This window comes from Aequorivita sp. H23M31, assembly GCF_004022485.1.
In the GTDB taxonomy this organism is placed as follows: Bacteria; Bacteroidota; Bacteroidia; order Flavobacteriales; family Flavobacteriaceae; genus Aequorivita; species Aequorivita ciconiae.
On record NZ_CP034951.1, the window covers coordinates 454680 to 474472 of the forward strand.

The 19793-nt window shown below is 37.7% G+C and carries 20 protein-coding genes and 1 other RNA gene; 9 read left to right on the top strand and 12 right to left on the bottom strand.

The genetic code is table 11. The annotated features are described in order from the left end of the window. Nucleotides 1-141: 141 nt before the first annotated feature. From EI546_RS02065 to lpdA, 4 genes are all read left to right on the top strand, one after another. Nucleotides 142-672, top strand: coding sequence for a hypothetical protein (locus tag EI546_RS02065; RefSeq protein ID WP_128248985.1), 531 nt, complete (start codon nt 142-144; stop codon nt 670-672). After that, the gene (gene msrB, locus EI546_RS02070; RefSeq protein WP_128248986.1) at nt 669-1166 is read left to right on the top strand and encodes a peptide-methionine (R)-S-oxide reductase MsrB; all 498 of its coding nucleotides are present in this window, start codon (nt 669-671) and stop codon (nt 1164-1166) included. Before EI546_RS02065 ends, msrB (EI546_RS02070) begins: the two co-directional genes overlap by 4 nt. Then, nucleotides 1150-1563 carry a peptide-methionine (R)-S-oxide reductase MsrB gene (gene msrB, locus EI546_RS02075; RefSeq protein ID WP_128248987.1) on the top strand — a complete coding sequence of 138 codons (414 nt, stop codon included), beginning with the start codon at nt 1150-1152 and terminating at the stop codon, nt 1561-1563. Before msrB (EI546_RS02070) ends, msrB (EI546_RS02075) begins: the two co-directional genes overlap by 17 nt. A 236-nt stretch (nt 1564-1799) precedes the next feature. Beyond that, the gene (gene lpdA, locus EI546_RS02080; RefSeq protein ID WP_128248988.1) at nt 1800-3176 is read left to right on the top strand and encodes a dihydrolipoyl dehydrogenase; all 1377 of its coding nucleotides are present in this window, start codon (nt 1800-1802) and stop codon (nt 3174-3176) included. 428 nt (nt 3177-3604) lie between these two features. Here the strand turns inward: lpdA and aroQ are convergent, their stop codons facing one another. The 6 genes from aroQ to EI546_RS02110 all read right to left on the bottom strand — a co-directional run bounded on the left by aroQ (nt 3605) and on the right by EI546_RS02110 (nt 8110). After that, the gene (gene aroQ, locus EI546_RS02085; RefSeq protein WP_128248989.1) at nt 3605-4018 is read right to left on the bottom strand and encodes a type II 3-dehydroquinate dehydratase; all 414 of its coding nucleotides are present in this window, start codon (nt 4016-4018) and stop codon (nt 3605-3607) included. Nucleotides 4019-4051: 33 nt separating this feature from the next. Then, nucleotides 4052-4615: a porin family protein gene (locus EI546_RS02090; protein WP_128248990.1), complete on the bottom strand. Its 564-nt coding sequence runs from the start codon at nt 4613-4615 to the stop codon at nt 4052-4054. 116 nt (nt 4616-4731) lie between these two features. Then, nucleotides 4732-5229, bottom strand: coding sequence for a hypothetical protein (locus tag EI546_RS02095; RefSeq protein WP_205649751.1), 498 nt, complete (start codon nt 5227-5229; stop codon nt 4732-4734). Between the two features lie 434 nt (nt 5230-5663). After that, nucleotides 5664-6329: a porin family protein gene (locus tag EI546_RS02100; protein ID WP_128248991.1), complete on the bottom strand. Its 666-nt coding sequence runs from the start codon at nt 6327-6329 to the stop codon at nt 5664-5666. Nucleotides 6330-6720: 391 nt separating this feature from the next. Next, nucleotides 6721-7329: a porin family protein gene (locus tag EI546_RS02105; protein WP_128248992.1), complete on the bottom strand. Its 609-nt coding sequence runs from the start codon at nt 7327-7329 to the stop codon at nt 6721-6723. Nucleotides 7330-7573: 244 nt separating this feature from the next. Further along, nucleotides 7574-8110 (bottom strand): porin family protein, encoded by a 537-nt coding sequence (locus EI546_RS02110; RefSeq protein ID WP_128248993.1) that lies wholly within the window; start codon nt 8108-8110, stop codon nt 7574-7576. A 105-nt stretch (nt 8111-8215) separates the two neighbouring features. On the opposite strand from EI546_RS02110, the gene xerD reads away from it, so the two are divergent. Then, the gene (xerD, locus tag EI546_RS02115) at nt 8216-9115 is read left to right on the top strand and encodes a site-specific tyrosine recombinase XerD (protein ID WP_128248994.1); all 900 of its coding nucleotides are present in this window, start codon (nt 8216-8218) and stop codon (nt 9113-9115) included. A 147-nt stretch (nt 9116-9262) separates the two neighbouring features. Then, complete coding sequence (locus EI546_RS02120) at nt 9263-10210, top strand: aldo/keto reductase (protein ID WP_128248995.1); 948 nt, start codon at nt 9263-9265, stop codon at nt 10208-10210. Between the two features lie 137 nt (nt 10211-10347). On the opposite strand, the gene rny is transcribed toward EI546_RS02120, so the two are convergent. The 4 genes from rny to EI546_RS02140 all read right to left on the bottom strand — a co-directional run bounded on the left by rny (nt 10348) and on the right by EI546_RS02140 (nt 12724). Next, a complete protein-coding gene (rny, locus tag EI546_RS02125) occupies nt 10348-11904 on the bottom strand; it encodes a ribonuclease Y (protein WP_128248996.1) in 1557 nt (518 codons plus the stop codon). A gap of 56 nt (nt 11905-11960) precedes the next feature. After that, a non-coding RNA gene (gene ssrS, locus EI546_RS02130) (6S RNA) lies at nt 11961-12081 on the bottom strand. A gap of 51 nt (nt 12082-12132) precedes the next feature. After that, nucleotides 12133-12423, bottom strand: coding sequence for a cell division protein ZapA (locus tag EI546_RS02135; protein ID WP_128248997.1), 291 nt, complete (start codon nt 12421-12423; stop codon nt 12133-12135). Nucleotides 12424-12433: 10 nt separating this feature from the next. After that, entirely contained in the window at nt 12434-12724 is a 291-nt protein-coding gene (locus EI546_RS02140) for a hypothetical protein (protein ID WP_128248998.1), read from the bottom strand. 152 nt (nt 12725-12876) lie between these two features. Here EI546_RS02140 and EI546_RS02145 point away from each other — a divergent pair, with 152 nt between their 5' ends. Both EI546_RS02145 and EI546_RS02150 read left to right on the top strand, forming a co-directional pair. After that, entirely contained in the window at nt 12877-14568 is a 1692-nt protein-coding gene (locus EI546_RS02145) for a M23 family metallopeptidase (RefSeq protein ID WP_128248999.1), read from the top strand. 9 nt (nt 14569-14577) lie between these two features. Next, nucleotides 14578-17037, top strand: coding sequence for a TonB-dependent receptor (locus EI546_RS02150; protein WP_128249000.1), 2460 nt, complete (start codon nt 14578-14580; stop codon nt 17035-17037). A gap of 63 nt (nt 17038-17100) precedes the next feature. On the opposite strand, the gene EI546_RS02155 is transcribed toward EI546_RS02150, so the two are convergent. Next, nucleotides 17101-18246: a cysteine desulfurase family protein gene (locus EI546_RS02155; RefSeq protein WP_128249001.1), complete on the bottom strand. Its 1146-nt coding sequence runs from the start codon at nt 18244-18246 to the stop codon at nt 17101-17103. Nucleotides 18247-18405: 159 nt separating this feature from the next. Between EI546_RS02155 and EI546_RS02160 the strand changes: the two genes are divergently transcribed. Beyond that, the gene (locus tag EI546_RS02160) at nt 18406-18984 is read left to right on the top strand and encodes a hypothetical protein (RefSeq protein WP_128249002.1); all 579 of its coding nucleotides are present in this window, start codon (nt 18406-18408) and stop codon (nt 18982-18984) included. A 137-nt stretch (nt 18985-19121) separates the two neighbouring features. Here the strand turns inward: EI546_RS02160 and EI546_RS02165 are convergent, their stop codons facing one another. Then, nucleotides 19122-19457, bottom strand: a complete 336-nt coding sequence (locus EI546_RS02165) for a hypothetical protein (RefSeq protein WP_128249003.1) — start codon at nt 19455-19457, stop codon at nt 19122-19124. Nucleotides 19458-19793: the final 336 nt, after the last annotated feature.

Below are 19793 nucleotides of genomic sequence, written 5' to 3' on the forward strand. Positions count from 1 at the left end.
GATGGTATTTTGGGCAAGGTCCACAACTTTAATGTTTCCTTAATAGATATATATAGGTAGAGCGTGTAAATTTATCTTTTTACAAAAAGTTGGAATGACTTTTGTAAAATTAAAGAAATAGAAACTCTAAAATAATAAAACATGAAAAATATTATCCTCTTTTTAGCACTCTCCTCTACTATCTTACTTACTTCATGTACCGGAGAACAAGGCCCTCCCGGAGGTTTGGTTTATGCTAATATTTTTGAAACCACAGTTAACAGCTACCAATATGATGCTGTTCATAATGAATTTTACTCTAATACAGTTTCGTTCCCATTTACAGTTTACGAAAGTGATGCTGTACTGGTTTATCGCTTATCGGGATCAGACAATGTGGTTAACCCTCCGGCGGATGTTTGGACACAATTGCCACAAAGTATTTTTTATAATGATGGTACCGGTGATTTCTTCCAATATAATTTTAATTCCACTTTTTTAAGTGTACAGTTTACTATAGAAGGAAATTTTCCTTTATCCAACATTGCAAATGAGGATATTACAAATCAGGTTTTTCGTGTAGCTGTAGTTCCTGCCCAATTCGCAAAAACAAATCCTTCTATGGAAAAATTGCTTGAGGTGATGGAAGCTAATGACACTCATGTACAAACAATTGAGAATAATAAACAATGAGAAATTTAAGTATAATACTTGTATTAAGTGCTCTTCTGTTCAGTTGCGATTCCCCTGCACAGAAAAAGGAAATAGCACAGCAAACAAATTTTAAGGTTACTAAAACAGATGCTGAATGGCAGTCGCAATTATCTCCGATAACATTCAATGTTATGCGCAAGGGAGGAACGGAACGTGCTTTCAGTAGTAAATTAAACTATAATTATTCACCCGGCACTTATGTCTGTGCGGCGTGTGGAACTCCTCTTTACGAAAGCAACCATAAATTTGATAGTGGTACGGGTTGGCCAAGTTTTGATCGGGTAATTGAAGGCAATGTGGCTTTCTCCACTGAAAAACAAATGGGTTATAATCTAACAGAAGAACATTGTGCTAACTGCGGAGGTCATCTCGGACATGTTTTTGATGACGGCCCAAAAGAAACAACTGGCAAAAGACATTGTATAAATGGTGTTGCCCTAAATTTTATTCCTAAAGATGAACAAACCAAATAAATATCCCATTTCCAAATCTGAAGCCGAATGGCGGGAGGAATTGGATGAAAAACGCTACCACGTTCTGCGTGAAAAAGGTACTGAATACCCCCGAACAGGGGAGTATAATTTACATTTTGAAAATGGTACTTACGTTTGTGGTGCCTGCCACGCCCCTCTTTTCAAAAGTGATCAAAAGTTTGAAAGTAGCTGTGGATGGCCTTCTTTTGACGATGCGCTTGAAGGTGCGATCGAATTCGTCAATGATACTTCTCACGGAATGATACGAACAGAAACGTTGTGCGCCAATTGCGGAAGTCATCTAGGCCATATTTTCAATGACGGACCTACCAAAACGGGACAACGGTATTGTATCAATTCCCTATCCTTGGATTTTAAAGAAGGAGAGGAAAGTTAATACCGAAATATAAAATTTCCTACGGGATAAATCTTGATTAAAACCCTGAAAATTCTCAGGGTTTCTTTATGATAATTAACTCCACCTTTCCAGTTAGTTTATCGATAAATTATGCTTCAAAAACCTTATACATTCGATAACGAGGATATTTGGGAATTTGTTATTTGTAATTTGGATTTTTTCCTTTTGTATTTCGTAAATTCGTGCCTCAATTGAATTATACATAAAAGTAAGAAATGAGCAAATACGACTTAATAGTTTTAGGAAGCGGCCCAGGTGGCTACGTTGCCGCCATTAGAGCCTCCCAACTGGGTTTAAAGACCGCCATTATTGAAAAAGAAAATCTTGGTGGAATCTGTTTAAATTGGGGCTGTATCCCTACAAAAGCACTTTTGAAAAGTGCGCAGGTTTTTGACTATCTAAAACATGCCGACAGTTACGGCCTTACCGTAAATGAATTTGATAAGGACTTTGGAAAAGTTATTGAAAGAAGCCGCGGAGTTGCCGATGGAATGAGCAAAGGCGTACAATTTTTAATGAAAAAAAATAAAATCGATATCATTGAAGGACTGGGGAAATTAAAACCAGGAAAAAAGGTGGAGGTCGATGGAAAAGAATATTCTGCAGACCACATTATTGTAGCTACAGGTGCCCGTTCAAGAGAATTACCTAATCTAAAACAAGATGGGAAGAAAGTAATTGGCTATCGCGAAGCTATGACGCTTAAAGAACAACCCAAAAGTATGATTGTAGTAGGTAGCGGCGCCATTGGAGTTGAATTTGCCCATTTCTATAATTCGATGGGCACAGAAGTTACCATAGTTGAGTTTTTACCAAATCTCGTTCCTCTTGAAGACGAGGAAGTTTCAAAACAATTTGAACGTTCTTTCAAAAAAGCGGGGATCAAGGTAATGACCAATTCTTCCGTAGAAAAATTGGATACTTCCGGTAAGAATGTAAAAGCCACCGTAAAGACCAAAAAAGGAGAAGAAATATTAGAAGCTGAAATAGTTCTTTCGGCAGTAGGTATCGCTTCAAATTTAGAAAACATAGGTTTGGAAGATGTCGGAATTGTTACCGACAAAGGAAAAATCGTCGTAAACGATTTCTATCAAACCAACATTCCAGGTTATTATGCTATTGGCGATATAGTGCACGGTCCCGCCCTAGCCCACGTGGCTTCTGCGGAAGGAATAACCTGCGTTGAAAAAATTGCTGGGCTTAACGTTGAACCTATCGATTATGGCAATATTCCAGGATGTACTTATGCAAGTCCCGAAATAGCGAGTGTAGGGATGACAGAAAAACAAGCTAGGGATGCCGGTTACGAAATTAAAGTCGGGAAATTCCCATTCTCTGCCAGTGGTAAAGCAAGTGCTGCCGGTACCAAGGATGGTTTTGTAAAAGTAATTTTCGATGCTAAATATGGAGAATGGCTCGGCTGCCATATGATTGGCGCTGGAGTAACAGATATGATTGCCGAAGCTGTATTGGGAAGAAAACTGGAAACCACAGGTCATGAAGTCCTAAAAACCATTCACCCCCACCCTACAATGAGCGAAGCCGTGATGGAAGCAGTAGCCGATGCGTATGGGGAAGTAATTCACTTGTAGGAATTTTTTAATCCTAAATTCAGAATTAGGAATTAGGAATTAGGAATTAGGAATTAGGAATTTGGAATTAGGAATTAGAGAAATATAAAAAACCGTAACTTGATGTTGCGGTTTTTTCGTTTAACAGCAATCCAATAACCCTTCCAGAGTTATTAACTCTAGAAGGGTTATTTCGGGGAAAGGTTCTTTAGAATGTCCAAATATTCGTGTTTTTCCATTTGTCGTGGCTACTATTTCCCTTCCGTAATGTTTTCTTCTAATACAAGTCGTGGTTCGTGGTTCCCTAAGTCGTGGTTCTGCCACTACAAATCGTGGCTCCGGGTGCTCTTCAGTCGTGGTTCTGCTACCACAAATCGTGGCTCCTAGTGCTCTTCAGTCGTGGTTCCCTAAAGTCGTGGTTCACGTTTCCCCTCAGTCGTGGTTCAAAATCACAAAAAACTCTGCAGAGCCAATTCATAACTTTGTAAGCCAAAGCCCACAATTATTCCTTTTGAATAAGGAGCGGTAAAACTTTTATGTCGAAAATCCTCCCTTGAAAAAGTGTTGGAAATATGAACTTCCACTACAGGAGTTTTTATTGCACGTACGGCATCGGCAATACCTACAGAAGTATGTGTATAGGCAGCAGCATTCAGAATGATACCGTCAAAATATTTTCCTGCTTCATGTAACTTATCAATCAATTCTCCTTCTATATTTGATTGATAACAAGAAAGATTAACTTTGGGAAATTTTTGCTGCAATTTCTCCAAGAAATCGGTAAAGGTTTCATCTCCGTAAATATCGTTCTCCCGCATTCCCAATAAATTTAAATTGGGGCCATTTATAATAATTATTTTCATTGTATTTTAATTCTTAAAATTGGAAAACAGCAACTACAGAAAATACCCAACTGAAATTTGAATCCCATTAATCTTGGATTCTTCACCGAGCTCGGGAACTTTGGAAATATTAATAATCCCAAGATTATATCTGGCTCCCAAAATAATGCCGTTTTTGGTTTGATAAGAAGTGCCTAGGCTAAGAGCCATATCAAAAAGATTAAAACTATCTCTCACCCCTCCTTCTTTTGTCTTAATATTCAATAGGAATCCAGGGGTCGGTCCTGCATCAATACCCCAACCTTTTATAATATAGTATTTCATCAAGAGAGGAAAACGCAAATAGGAGGCTTTTAGATTCCCCTGCTTTTCTACCAGACCAACATCCAAAATCTCCAATGAATATAAGGCTTCAGGTTGGAATTCCAATCGATTTTTTACGGGAATCGCCCAAATCCCTCCAAGAAAAAATCCTGGGTTCAACTTGAAATCCTCCGAAGATGACCTGTTATTAAAAGATGATAGATTTACACCTCCTACAATACCGAAAGTTAGTTCTTTGGTCTGGCTAATGGCAACCGAGGATATTAAAAGTAATAGATAAAATATTTTTTTCATAACTACCTGTATATATATAGAAAATTCTTTTTTAAGATTTGAGTAATTCTTAATAACAGCTGTAATCAAAAAAGCAGGGATACACCCTGCTTTTTATTATAGTATGTAAGATTTTCTTAGAAAGAAAATTCAACCCCTAAATTTAATGAATTGAAAGATGCTCCTGTCATAGAAACTCCAGAGTAAGAAAGAACTGCTCCAATAGATCCAAAGTTGTAACCAGCTTTTGGTCGGTAGAAAAAGCCACCATCGTTTCCGTCAGGCGCCAATCCAATTCCGTAACCTAAATCTGCACCAAAGAAGAAATCCTCAACTAGGTATCTAGCTGAAGCTCCAATTGGCAAGAACATTGCATCGTCCATTTTAAAACTTCCCATTCCGTAGCCGAAGTCCACATCTTTACCCATATAGTAAAGAAGTCCAGCTTGAGGTCCTACTAAAAATGCATCATTAACTTCAAAGAAATAAGTGAAATCACCCTGAAGCCCAAAAGAATATAAATCCTTATAATCTCCCATTGGAATAGCGGCATTAACACCTACTTTCATTTGTTGTGCCTGAACACTTGAAAATGCGAATACTGCGAAGGCAGCAACTAGTAATAATTTTTTCATAATTGTTTGTTGTTTAAAAGTTAATTGGGACAAATTAACGAAAAATTAATATCAAATCCAATGATTGCGGGACCTATCTTATTAACACGTTTTAAACATTAAATTGCAGTTGATAAAACATAACAAAGATTTTAATACAGATTTTTCTATAGTGCTCATTAAAAGTACATTTCATAAAGTCTTCTAGTTTCTAATCAAGGAAACTAGGTTGGTTTTAGTATATGAGAGAAATAGTTAGAACAATTCTAATTTTTAAAATAAAAAATAGGCAAAAATTCCAACGGAAAAACTTGAAAAATCGATTTTAGAAGTTGGATTTTTGACATATTTCTGACTTGAACGGAATTACAGTAACGTTCAAATTCACTCCTAATAAAACTAATCTTATACAAAAAGTAGGTGGAATTGTAGTTAGCGGGAATTCTATTGCGAACCTAAAATCTATAACCGGCAAAAAATTGTATAACCTTATTCTCTTGCGTAGGACCAGATGAATCTTTATAAACACCCGTAAATCCAAAAGTAAACCTTGCTCCTAGGAGAATTCCCATTTCCGATTGATAGGTGGGACCAAAACCAAGCCCCAGTTCTACGGTTTTAAATGCCTCTTTTACATCAGACTTTCCCACCGCATACTCGGCCTTAACTACATTAATCGCTTCATCCGACAATTCGCCGCTAACATCTACCTTGACATTTTTTTTGGCCGAAATTATAAATCCCAACTGTGGGCCAACCTCCAAAGCAAATCCTTCAAGGAGATAGACTTTTGCCATAATTGGTATATTAAGGTAATGCAAATCAAGTTGTATATTTCTATGGACTTTTGCAACTCGTTTTTCAACCGACATTACATGAAAATATTCCGCCTTAATGCCTTGAGCGGAATAAAGAAGTTCAGGTTGTAAATAAAAATTCTTACTGACGGGGATTTCTACAAACCCTCCAAAATTGATTCCAGTTTTGGAATCAAAATCTTTAGCTCCCGCCCCTTTTAATGTGGCTAAATTAATTCCGGCCTTTATTCCCAATCTCACTTCTTGTGCCTCAACCGATAAGGCAAAAAGGGTGACTAATATAATAAGCAATCCTTTTCTCATGATATTGATTATCGTGGTTGTTAAAACAAATAAACGAAGAATTCTTGTAATAGTACCTAAATATCTGTGAATTTAAAGTAGAGAAAGGAGAAAAAGTTAATTATCCGACAGGAAGTCCATAAATTATTGCGAATGATAATTCTTTTTTTCGAATTCGTAAGCTTAAACCTTTTAATGTGATCCTTAATTCTCGTTGACTTCGCGAATGAGTGGGACACATATTTATAAGAAGCATGACGGGAGATTTCTCAAATCAACCCTTTATATAGTTCTTTCCTTTTCACTAACAAAAATATCAGAATTAAAAAAAGGTTTTAAAAATGGGAAAGTCACACTGTTTTCATTCAAAAAGTATATCCGGCCGTAAACTGCAGAACACTGTTTCTATTCTTCAGGCCCGAGTATCGTCTTTATATATGTTGGTTAGACCTAAATTATACCGAACCCCAAAGAAAATATTATTCTCAAGTTTGTAAGAAAGGCCTGCTCCTAGGGAAATGTCTAAGGTCTCGCATCGATCTTTAATATCTCCACTTCCTGCTTCAAATTCAGCATATACAATCTCCAAAAGTTCCGGCGGAAGATCTCCTTGGATCTGGAGATCAGTTTCTGTATTGGCTCTTAGTAAAAATCCAATTTGAGGACCTGCTTCCAATGAAAAACCATTAAAAATATAATATTTTGCTAGCAACGGGATATTGAGATAATCCAGCTTGATTTTAGCATTCGCATTTATAATAACATCTTCTCTTGACGCCGACCGGTTTACTTTCGCGCCTTGACCCGAATAAACTAACTCTGGCTGAAGGGCAAATCTTTCCGACAAGGCAATTTCCATTAGTCCTCCCACATGAAAAGCTGTTATTGTATTTACATCGCTGTCGCCATCACTGCCTACGGAGGCTAAATTTATTCCTCCTTTTACTCCAAATTGAATTTCTTGTGAATAACTGGCACTGATAAAAATCGCTAGGCTAATTGTTAGTAATAATCTTTTCATAGTTTACTTTTTAAATTGTGTAGGGTCAAGTAACAACAAAAAAGATCCAATAGGTGAAAAAGAATAAGGTTTTTACGTTTTTTATTAAAGTTTTAAAAGAAATTTAAGTAAATTTTAATAATAAAGAATAAGTCTTATCAAAAGGGCATTGAGAATTGAGTTATATATCCGTAAGTTCTTTTCATTAAAAAAGGACCATCATTTAAGACAGTCCTTTGAGCAATTTATTTATGTATTGGATTGATTATAAGAAGGAATATCCTAGAGCAATTGAGAATACGCTGTTCTTATTTTTTGCACCGTCAATAACATCTGTCAAACCAAAGTTATATCTGCCATCAACGCGTATACCAAACGGAAAATCGTATCCCGCACCAACTACTCCTGAAACATCAGTGCTTTCTGCTTTAGCGATACTACCAAAAACTTTTGTTACGTTATCATCTACGACAAACCCAAATTGTGGTCCAGCTTGAAGATTTAAACCCTGAAATAAATAATATTTTAAAACTACGGGAATGTTTACATAAGAAAGATCAAAACTTCCCCCGTCAAACTTCGCTCCCTGTTGTGAATATAAAAGATCTGCTTGAATACCAAGTTTATCAGAAAATTTAACTCCACCGAAAATACCGGCTTGAAATCCGGTTTTGTTGGAAAGCCCAGCGGCATCCGAGATATTTGCGAAGTTAGCTCCGGCTTTAACCCCAAGATCTAGACTTTGTGAAAAAGCGGTTGTGCCGATAAATAATGTCAATGCGACTACAATTAATTTCTTCATAATATATATTTTAGAAGTTTTTATGGAGCAAATATACTGACAATCCAATGCGGAGCAGGGTTTTTAGTTATATGTTAACTTTTTATTTAATCAAGTTTACAACTAATGGACTGGAATAGAGCCTTAAAGGATTATCAAAATTATTTAAGATTGGAAAGAGGTCTTTCCGAAAATTCGATCATTAATTATTCCCTGGATGTAAAAAAGTTAGTTGGGTGGTTGAATATAAACGCAATACAGATATCTCCCATTTCCATTACCGAAGAAACGCTACAGCAATTTATTTATGAAATAGCAAAAAAAGTAAATCCTAGGTCCCAAAGCCGTTTAATTTCGGGGCTTAAGGGTTTTTTCAATTATTTAATTTTTGAAGATTATCGTACTACCAATCCGCTGGACCTTATCGAGGCACCAAACTTGGGACGAAAACTTCCGGATACTTTAGCTATTGAGGAAATTGACGCAATTATAAAGGCAATTGATTTGGGCTCAAACCTAGGGGAACGTAATCGCGCAATAGTCGAAACCCTTTATGCCTGTGGTCTTCGTGTATCGGAGCTTACTAATCTTAAAATTTCAGATCTCTATTTTGAGGAAGGTTTTATTAAGGTTACCGGAAAAGGAGATAAGGAACGCTTGGTTCCAATAGGAACAAACACTATCAAGTTTATTGAGATTTATAGAAAAGAAATCCGCATTCACCATAAAATAGATCCAAAAGCCAAGGATACCCTGTTCTTAAACCAGCACGGACGCCAACTCACGCGTGCGATGATATTTACCATCGTAAAAAGATTGGCAGAAAAAGCCAATATCCAAAAAAACATAAGTCCGCATACCTTTCGCCATTCCTTTGCAACCCATCTTCTGGAAAATGGAGCCGATCTAAGAGCAATTCAACAGATGCTTGGTCACGAAAGCATTACAACCACCGAAATTTACACACATATTGATAGGAAGCATTTAACCGAGGTGATTAATAGATTTCATCCTAGGAAGGGATGAATTGGGGGTTGAGAAGTTTGGGAGTTTAGGAGTTGAGGAGTTGAGCTTGCGGTGCTTCGAGTTAAAAAAAGGCCAAACTACTTCCGTTGTTTTTTGATGGAAAGCAACTTTTGTAAATTGGAAGGAAAATCTATTGAAAAAATACATATGAAAACATTAAAATTCAGAAATGGTGATACTATACACGCCATTGGGCTTGGAACCTGGAAAGCTGGGGGAAACGAACTTAAAAAAGCAGTTAAGGAAGCACTTTACGCAGGTTATAGGCATATTGATACCGCAAAAAACTATGGAAATGAGGAGATAATTGGCGAAGCCCTCGCTGAAGTTTTCGCAGAAGGAAAGATATTTCGGGAAGATGTTTTTATCACATCCAAACTTTGGAATGATTCGCACGCGGAAGGACAGGTTATTCCTGCATTGCAGGAAAGTCTCAAAAAATTGCAACTGGATCGTTTAGATCTTTATTTAATACATTGGCCTGTTGCATTTAGACATGGAGTTGATTTTCCCAAAAAACCAGAAGATTATTTAACTCCAGAAGATGCACCTATTATTAAGACTTGGAGACAAATGGAACAAGCCAAAAATCTGGGTTTGACTCGCCATATTGGAGTTTCTAATTTTAGTGAAAAGAAATTAAGGGAATTGGTTGAAAAGGCTACCATAAAACCCGAAATGAACCAAGTGGAACTCCATCCATTATTACAACAAAATAAATTACTGGAATATTGCAATAGTGAGGATATTCTTGTCACCGCCTATTCCCCACTTGGTTCAGGCGATCGATCAAAGGCAATGAAGGCAGATGATGAACCAAATATGATGGATATAGAGATCTTAAAGGAAATTGCTAGAGACCGCAGTGCAACTGTTGCGCAGGTTCTTATTGCTTGGCATAATCATAGAGGTTGTGCCGCAATCCCAAAATCCACCACAAAAGACCATATCATCTCAAATTTTCGGGCTGCTGACGTCGAACTGGAAGAATCTGATATGAAAAAAATCGCAAAACTTGACCGTAATTATCGATATATCAACGGAAAGTTTTTTGAGGAATCTTCCCGAGGCTATGATAATCTGTATGATGAATAATTCGTAATCTATATAGTATCGGTTCCCTAAAGTAAGGTGAACTTTTAATTGAATTGATAAAAGTAAAAAGCTCCGAACGTGGAGCTTTTTTTGATTCTATTATTTAGAAGTAAATTCCTTATAAGAATAATTTATCTTTATTTTGCAATATTTACAGCTCTTGTCTCGCGGATTACGGTAACTTTTACCTGTCCGGGATAAGTCATATCCGTTTGTATTTTTTGGGAGATTTCAAAAGAAAGCTGAGAAGCTTTTTCATCGCTTACCTTATCACTTTCCACCATTACGCGTAATTCACGGCCAGCTTGAATGGCATATGCTTTGTTGACTCCATTAAATCCAAAGGCAATTTCCTCTAGATCCTTTAACCGTTGAATATACGAATCCAACACTTGGCGACGAGCACCTGGTCGAGCCCCACTAATAGCATCACAAACCTGAACGATGGGTGAAAGAAGGCCTGTCATTTCAATTTCATCGTGGTGAGCTCCAATTGCATTGCAGACTTCAGGTTTCTCACCATATTTTTCGGCCCACTGCATTCCCAAAAGTGCGTGTGGAAGTTCTGTTTCGGTTTCAGGAACTTTTCCGATATCGTGAAGAAGACCTGCACGTTTGGCCAATTTAGCATTTAAGCCCAATTCCGATGCCATTACCCCGCAAAGTCTCGCAACTTCTCGAGAGTGATGCAACAGATTCTGCCCATAACTAGAGCGATATTTCATACGACCTACCGCTTTTATAAGTTCAGGATGAAGTCCGTGGATTCCTAACTCAATTACAGTACGTTTACCTACATCGATTATCTCTTCTTCTATCTGCTTGCTTGTTTTTTCAACAACCTCTTCAATTCGAGCTGGGTGAATTCTTCCATCAGTAACCAATTTATGAAGAGAAAGTCTTGCCACTTCTCTCCTAACGGAATCGAAACACGACAGAATAATCGCTTCCGGAGTGTCATCTACAATAATCTCCACTCCCGTTGCCGCCTCAAGGGCACGAATATTACGCCCTTCACGACCAATGATTCTCCCTTTTACATCATCGCTTTCAAGGTTGAAAACGGAAACACAATTTTCCACTGCCTCTTCCGTTCCGATGCGTTGAATAGTATTGATGATTATTTTTTTAGCATCCTGTTTAGCAGTCATTTTCGCCTCTTCCATTGAAGATTGGATATATGCCATTGCCTGACTTTTTGCCTCTCCTTTAAGGCTCTCCATTAACTGTCTTTTGGCCTCTTCTGCCGAAAGACTTGAAATAACTTCCAACTGCTCTATTTGACTGCGATGAAGTCTATCAGTATCCTGTTGTTTTTTATCCAATAGCGAAAGCCTCTCGTCATACTCGCTTTGTTTCAATTCCAACTCGGCACTTAATTTTTTATTTTTCGCCAGTTCATTAGAGACCTGGGATTCTTTATCTCTGGTTCTTTTTTCCGCTTCTGAAATCTTCTTATCCCGAGACACAATCACCTTTTCGTGTTCTGCCTTCAATTCTAAAAATTTCTCTTTGGCTTGAAGTATCTTGTCCTTTTTTAAGGTTTCAGCCTCAGACCTTGCTTCCTTTAAGATTCCTGTGGCAGTTTTCTTAGCGAGTTTTATTATACTCGAGGCTCTTTTCCGTTCCAAGAGCTTAGCCGTTAAATAGCCTACTACCAGTCCTATTAATGCAAAAACTATATCTATTCCCATTTTTTCATTTCATTTTTAAATAAAAAAAGCCTACATCAATATTGTTATTTTGAATTAAACTCCCTAAAAACAAGTTTAGGGTTAACAAGCTGGTCAAGTATCCGTCTATCCGAGAGTATCGGCAACGGCACGCTTTTACAACTTAAACTCACCCTTTTTAAAGAAGTAATGTTGAGTTTACCAAAATTAGTATTAATGTAGGCAGTAACCTTTTTATGTAAAGAACGTTTATGTCAATTGTTTCTGCAACAAACGGTCTAAAGCCGCCAAACGGCTTTGGGCCTGTTGCGTATCACTTGATTTATCGATTTCCTTTTGCTCCACTTGGGCGGCAAACTGGAGGGCACACATTGCCAACACATCCTGTTTGTCTCGCACCGCATAACTTTGTTCGAACTTTTTGATCATCGACTCTATCTTCTTCGAGGCCAATCTCAGTCCTTCTTCTTGGGCCGGACTGATTGTCAAGGGATATACCCTATCTGCAATCGATATCTTGATCTTTAATGGTTCGGACATTGTTATCTTTTTATTCGGAAAGCTGTATTATACATTGGTCTATTTCCCGAATTAGAGCATTTATTTTGAGTTTCGTTTCACGTTTATATTGATCGCTGCCAAGTAAAGAATTTGCTAATTTTAATGAGTGACACTTTTCGCTCCATGTGGCAATTTCTTGTTCAAATTGCAGTTTCTGGGCTTTCAAAACGTCGATTTCCTTCTCCAATTGCTGGTTGGCACTCTCTAGTTTTTCTTGACGTTCAAGCAATTTGCCAACACTACTCTCTAGAGAATCAACAATTTCAGTAAGATTACTCATTAAAAATTTATGTTCAATACTACTTCCACAAAGTTAGCATACCGCCGCTAATACGCAAATGCTTTTCCGTTTATTTTTATAATAAAACACGGCTCGTACAATAAAATCCACGACTCCCACTTATAGTAATTAGGTATATTTATCTTTGCATTATGAAGAAAATCTGTTTGTCACTCCTGTTTTTAAGCGCTATTTCTTTTGGGCAGTCCGAAATTCCGAATGATTATTTTGCGAATCCGCTGAACATCAATTTGATATTGTCTGGGAATTTTGGAGAATTGCGGTCCAATCACTTTCACAGCGGTTTGGATATTAAAACACAGCAAAAAGAAGGATTACCAGTCTTTGCAAGTGCCGATGGGTATGTGAGCCGTATAAACGTAAGCCATTTTGGATATGGAAAAGCGCTTTATCTCCTGCATCCTAATGGTTACACCACCGTTTATGCGCATCTTCAGCGCTACGCGGGAAAAATAGAAGAATATGTAAAGGAACATCAGTATAAAAAAGAAAATTTTGAAATCGAGCTTTTTCCAGATGCTTCCTTGCTTCCGGTAAAAAAGGGGGATCTAATTGGTTTTTCTGGAAATACCGGTAGCAGTGGCGGCCCCCATTTACATTTCGAGATACGGGACAGCGCCCAACGCCCCATGAATCCAATGTTATTTGGCATAAACATACCGGATAGCAAAATCCCCATAATTAGTTCTGTATTGGCATATCCTATAAGTGCGGATGCCCAGGTGAACCAAGTCCAAGAATCCATAAAACTGCGAATGGTTAAACAGAGTGATGGCAATTATAAAACGGAAGATCTAATTGCCTTAGGTAAAATTGGATTCGGAATATCCTCTTATGACCAATTGGATGGAGCCTACAATAAAAACGGGATTTATAGCATCAACACTTATTTAAATAATATTCCAAAATTTGAGGTGAAGTTTGACAAGTTTTCCTTTGCTGAAACCAGATATCTTAATCGGTATACGGACTACGGCTACTTTAAAACCAACCGGAGCCAGATCCAAAAATTATTTAGGGAAACAAATAACCCTCTCAGCATAATCGTACAGGAAGATACCAATGGATACGTTTCCGTGGAAGACAGCTTGGATTATTCCTATACCATTTCCGTAAAGGATTTTAAGGGAAATGACATTAGGGTGATTATTCCTATAAAAGGAAGAAATATGGAAATACTTAAACCGCGACAAATTAAGGAAACCGACGATTTTATTTATGCCGATCACGCAACTTCTCTCACCAAGGGAAAATTCAGCATTTACATTCCAGCCAACAGTCTTTATGATGACACTTACCTGGACATTCAGTCAAGTGGCGATACGCTGAAATTTCACGAGGACATAATCCCGATTCATAAAAATATTTCGATTACGGCTGATATTTCCAATTATTTGGAAGGTGACAAGGACCGTCTTTACATTGGAAGATTAAACTATAAAGGTGAGCCATATTACACCAGCACAACACGAAAAGGAGATAAACTAGTTGCCAGTACCCGTTTGTTCGGTGACTATGCGGTAGTTTCAGATTTGGAGGCACCCGTTATCACACCTTTAAATTTTTCTGAAGGAAAGTGGATAAGTAATCAAAAAACGTTACAAATTAAGATTGTCGATAAATCAAGCGGCATTAGTTCATATCGCGCGGTCATCAACGGAAATTTCATTTTAATGGAATATAATTATAAAACCGACGTTCTAACCTATGATTTTGGAGATGGTGTAAACCCTGAAACAGAGAACAATTTGAAACTTATTGTAATAGATAATGTGGGAAATAGCGCTACATTTGAAACAAAATTTTTTAGAAAACAAACCTAAGAACAGCTTTTGAAAACAATCAACCTGCCGCTCACACTGCTCTTTCTTCTCTTCGCAACAACTTTATTTGCTCAGAAAGCCACTATAAAAGGAATCGTCCTCGACGAATTTAACCAACCAATTTCCGGAGCCAACGTTATTTATGACGATCTGGGAACAATTACGGACCTTGACGGCTTCTACATCCTGGAAATTCCGGCAAAAAAAGCTGTAGTCCTTACATTTTCTCACGTGAGCTATAAAAAAATACAGATAACCGTAAATCTTTCAACCAATGAGGATTATGAATTTAATCCCGTTCTAAGTGCAACCGTGGAGCAAATTGGCGAAGTGGTAATCTCTGGCCGTGAAAACAAACGGGTTGAGGGGGTAACTACTATTTCACCCGAAGTAATTCGTAAGATGATTGGCGCCAACGCCGGCGTGGAGAATTTGTTAAAATCTCTGCCCGGTGTAAACAGCAACGATGAACTGAGTACGCAATATGCAGTTCGAGGTGGAAATTATGATGAAAACCTGGTTTATGTAAATGAAATTGAGGTATATAGACCGTTTTTGATACGCAGCGGTCAGCAGGAGGGATTAAGTTTTGTAAACAGCGATCTTACAAGCAACGTAGAATTTTCGGCAGGAGGCTTTCAGGCTAAATACGGGGATAAACTTTCATCGGTTCTGGATATTACCTATAGAAAACCGGTAACTTTTGGCGCTTCTCTGGATCTAAGTCTTTTGGGAGCCAATGGTTCTGTTGAAGGCATATCAAAGGATGGAAGATTTTCAGGAATTGCAGGGATCCGTTACCGCGACAACGGCCTTTTTGTTAATGCAAAGGAAACTATAACCAATTACAGTCAACGGTTCGCCGATGCACAAACATATTTGACTTATAGATTTACAAATAAATTTGAACTTAGTTTTTTGGGGAATGTTTCTATTAACGATTATGATTTTGAACCTCTAACCCGTCAAACTAATTTCGGAACGCTCTCCCAGCCTATTGCCTTAACCGTGTTTTACGAAGGAAAGGAAGAAGATCGGTACAATACATATTTTGGAGCTCTTAAATCCACTTGGGTCGTTTCAGAAGACTATACCGCCAAGCTTATTGCTTCCCTCTATCACACCACAGAGCAAGAACACTTCGACATTCTTGCCGAATATTATTTAGGAGAAGTGGACACAGATTTGGGGAGTTCTGGATTGGGGGATGTAAAATTTAATAGAGCAGTCGGCTCGCAGCTCACCCATGCCCGAAATGATCTAGATGCTTTGATATTTAACGTAGAGCATAAAGGTATAGTTGCCATAGAGAATAACACTATTGAATATGGTATAAAACTAACCCATGAGGATGTACGTGATCGGGTTCAGGAATACGAGATGATAGACTCAGCCGGGTTTACTATCCGTCCACCAATTTTTCCAGCAAACGATCAACCTTATCAGCCCAACACCTCTCCTATTGTTCCCTATACTAACATCCGTGCACTTAATGATGTGCAAATAAATCGTATTTCGGGTTATGCACAATGGAGCCGAAGAACAAGCTTGGGCAGTAGCGATCTATGGATGAATGCTGGGGTCCGCGCCCAAAACTGGACGGTAAGCGGGGATGATATCGCAAGCACCACACAAACTGTGTTTAGTCCTCGCGGGCAAATTGCATTAAAACCAGATTGGGAAATGGACATGCTTTTCAGAATATCTGGAGGTCTTTATCATCAACCACCATTTTACCGGGAACTTCGTGATTCCACAGGAACAGTGGTACCCGGTGTAAAAGCACAACAGTCGGCACATTTGGTCTTTGGGAACGATTATAGCTTTAAGATGTGGGACCGAAAATTCAGATTGAATTCTGAACTCTATTTTAAACAATTGACCGATGTTAATCCTTATACGCTTGAAAACGTGCGCATACGGTATCGCGCCAATAACAACGCCGTAGCTTACGCCTATGGTCTTGACCTGCGATTGGCTGGTGAATTTGTGCCGGGAACGGAAAGTTGGTTGAGTTTTGGGTACATGAAGACCGAAGAGAACATTGATGACCGTGGTTATATCTTCCGACCCACAGACCAAAGACTAAAGTTTGCCATGCTGTTTCAGGATTATGTAAAGGTAATTCCTGATTTAAAAATGTATCTTAACTTAACCTACAACACTGGCTTGCCTGGTGGTACTCCCAATTATGCGGATCCTTATACCTACCAGAGCAGGTTGCCCGATTACAAACGAGCAGATTTGGGAGTAAGTTATGTAATTGTCAACGAAAACAACCAGCGAAAAAACGGTTGGCTAAAACCCTTTAAAGAACTGACTATCGGGGCTGAAATATTCAACATTTTCGACGTCCAGAACTCCATTACCAATACGTTTGTGAGAGACGTATATACAAAGGTGCAATATGCTATTCCGAATTATCTTTCTCCAAGAATTTTCAATGTTCGTACAACGATGAAGTTCTAAGAAAGTTTATGACTATAAATTTCTCCCAGATATTTTGAAGAAGAATTTTATTTAAGACGAATTTCAATTCACAAATTCCTTTAAAATTTCAATTACGAAATCTATTTCATCTTTATTATTAAAGACGGAAAGCGAAAATCGTAGTGAAGGTTTTTTTAAGTCCTCCTCCGATAGAATTTCGTTGAGAACATGCGAACCTCCCTCGCTCCCGCTCTGGCAGGCACTGCCCTTGGAACAAGCTATACCTTTTAGATCCAGTTGAAATAACAACATCATCGCTTTATCAGCGGCGATGGGAAGGCATATATTTAATACTTTGCAAGTGCTATTCTCCTGGTCCTCACAAGAGCCATTAAACTTCACTCCAGGAATAGACGACTTAAGTTTGTCTATAAAGTATGACTTCAAATCTGCAATATATTCATGCTCCTTATCAAGATTTCGATAGGAAATTTTTAAGGCTTCCGCCATTCCCGCAATATTAGATACAGGTTCCGTTCCTGCACGCATTCCCCGCTCTTGCTCGCCACCATGGATTAGGGGTTGCAAACCGGAATTCTTTCTGACAAAAGCAAAACCCACACCTTTAGGTCCGTGGAATTTATGGGCGGACGCCGCGGCAAAGTCAATTGGTATGTCTTTTAAATCCATCTTGAAATGACCGATAGATTGAACCGTATCACTATGGAATAATGCTCCATGTTCCTTACACAGCAAGGCTACTTTTTTAATGTCCAATAAATTCCCCACTTCATTGTTTACGTGCATCAGACTTACCAATGTTTTTTCTGAAGCATCGCTTAACAGCCGATCCAGATCATTATAATCCACAAGTCCACTTTTATCCAAATTCACGTAATCAATAACTATATCATAATTCTTATTAAGCCATTCCAAAGTATGCAGCACAGCATGATGTTCAACTCGGCTTGAAATAACACGCTTTACGCCAAGATCGCGTACCGCACTGATGAGAATCAAATTATCAGCCTCAGTTCCGCCGGATGTGAAGATTATTTCGCTCGCCGAAACATTTAATAATCCAGCAATTTCTTTTCGTGCGTTCTCAAGTAGTGATTTAGATGACCTTCCGTAAGAATGTGTGGATGAAGGATTTCCATATTCAGTCTTTAAAACTTCACTTATGCAAATAATTACTTCATTGCGCAATTGGGTGGTTGCTGCGTTATCAAAATAAACTTTTTTCATTGGTTGCTGAAATTTATGAAGAGAACAAGATTTGAATCTGAATTTTTAAAAGAAATCTTTTTATTTTTTCAGTTTGCAAAAATACACATAAAAAATTTTAGGCCATTTCAATAAAAAAGAAATGCGTTACTTTGTGAAACGAAAAATTTCCCGATAGTTATGATGCGATTGTTTTTTCTTCTATCCCTCCCCCTCTTTTTTCAGGCTTGTAGCGATGGTGATATTATAGTTACGACTTTTAACTTTGAGGATGCCAAATTAAATTCATGTGGAGACGTTGGCAATTATGTTTTTTATAAAGAAAATACTCGGGTTTTTGAAAGTCTCTCACTTAAATTGTCAACATCGGACACTCTTTATAGAAAGGAGGGTATTTCAACCTACCCATTGAGCGCAAATACCAATTTCGCTAACTATCGCAGTTACGATGGAGTTTTGGGTAATAATTATTTCTGCAACAGTATTCCTCCTACTTATCCAAATATCCAAGCCGATTATCTAGCAGTCTCCGGAACTGCCGACGTGATTGTAACTTATAAATATGATGATCCTCTCCCAAAAAGTTCCGGGGGAAGTAACGATTCTGGACTAAATTACCAAAGCCGAAATACGCTTAAAATAAATCTACAGATAATTCTAAGAGACGTAGTTTTTGTGAGTGGTGATAAGCAAATAATCCAGGAAACGTTGGATATGGGCACTATCGAAAATTTCCGTACTATAGAGATAACACCTTAAATATCAAGATTTAAAGTGGATAATATTCCAAATTAGAAAATATCGAAAATTTTAGATAAGGAGGGACTTCTTCTTAGTTTATCTTCCAATAAAACCAATAAAGAAAATAGAGCTAATAGTGCTTATAAAGTTTCTATTTAAATCAATTTGCCTTTTCTATTGTAATCTATAACAATTACCACTGCGGAAAAGATTGCCATCAAATACCATCCGTAATGAAAGTATGAATCTGAATTTTCCATTCCGGCAGAAATACAAATGATAACATTCATTACCATAATAGAATAATTCATGTTTTCCAGTTCTCTTCTTTCCTTAAGCTTGAACATCCGGGATAGGTTGAGGAGAAAGGCCAGCAATAGAATTGCGGCCAATAGGTAATCACCCATCTTGAGTTGCGTAATTCCGCCTATTAAAAAAAGTAGTCCATTGATTGCGAAAGCACCTTTCATCAGTCTGTTTTTAGTCTTCAATTTTTATTTTTTTACCAATTTAATTGGGGGGAGGAGAAATTTTGGTCAAATATATTAAAATAACCTTCTGACCAATCTAATTTTAACAAAATTGCAATAAATAGAATATAGGCCTTTATGTTAACTAATTATTAGGTTCATATTTTATAATGCACTTAAAGTACAATAATATATGAACAAAAAAAATACTAATTGGTTTTATTTCATTTGTTCAAAAATCATATTCTATCATAAATCTTTTCCGAAAACAACTCTCTGGTTTTCCGTTGCCCAATCAGGGAACCTCTTATATAGTTCGGAATCATCCCAATCCATCCATTTTTGTGACGCGATCTA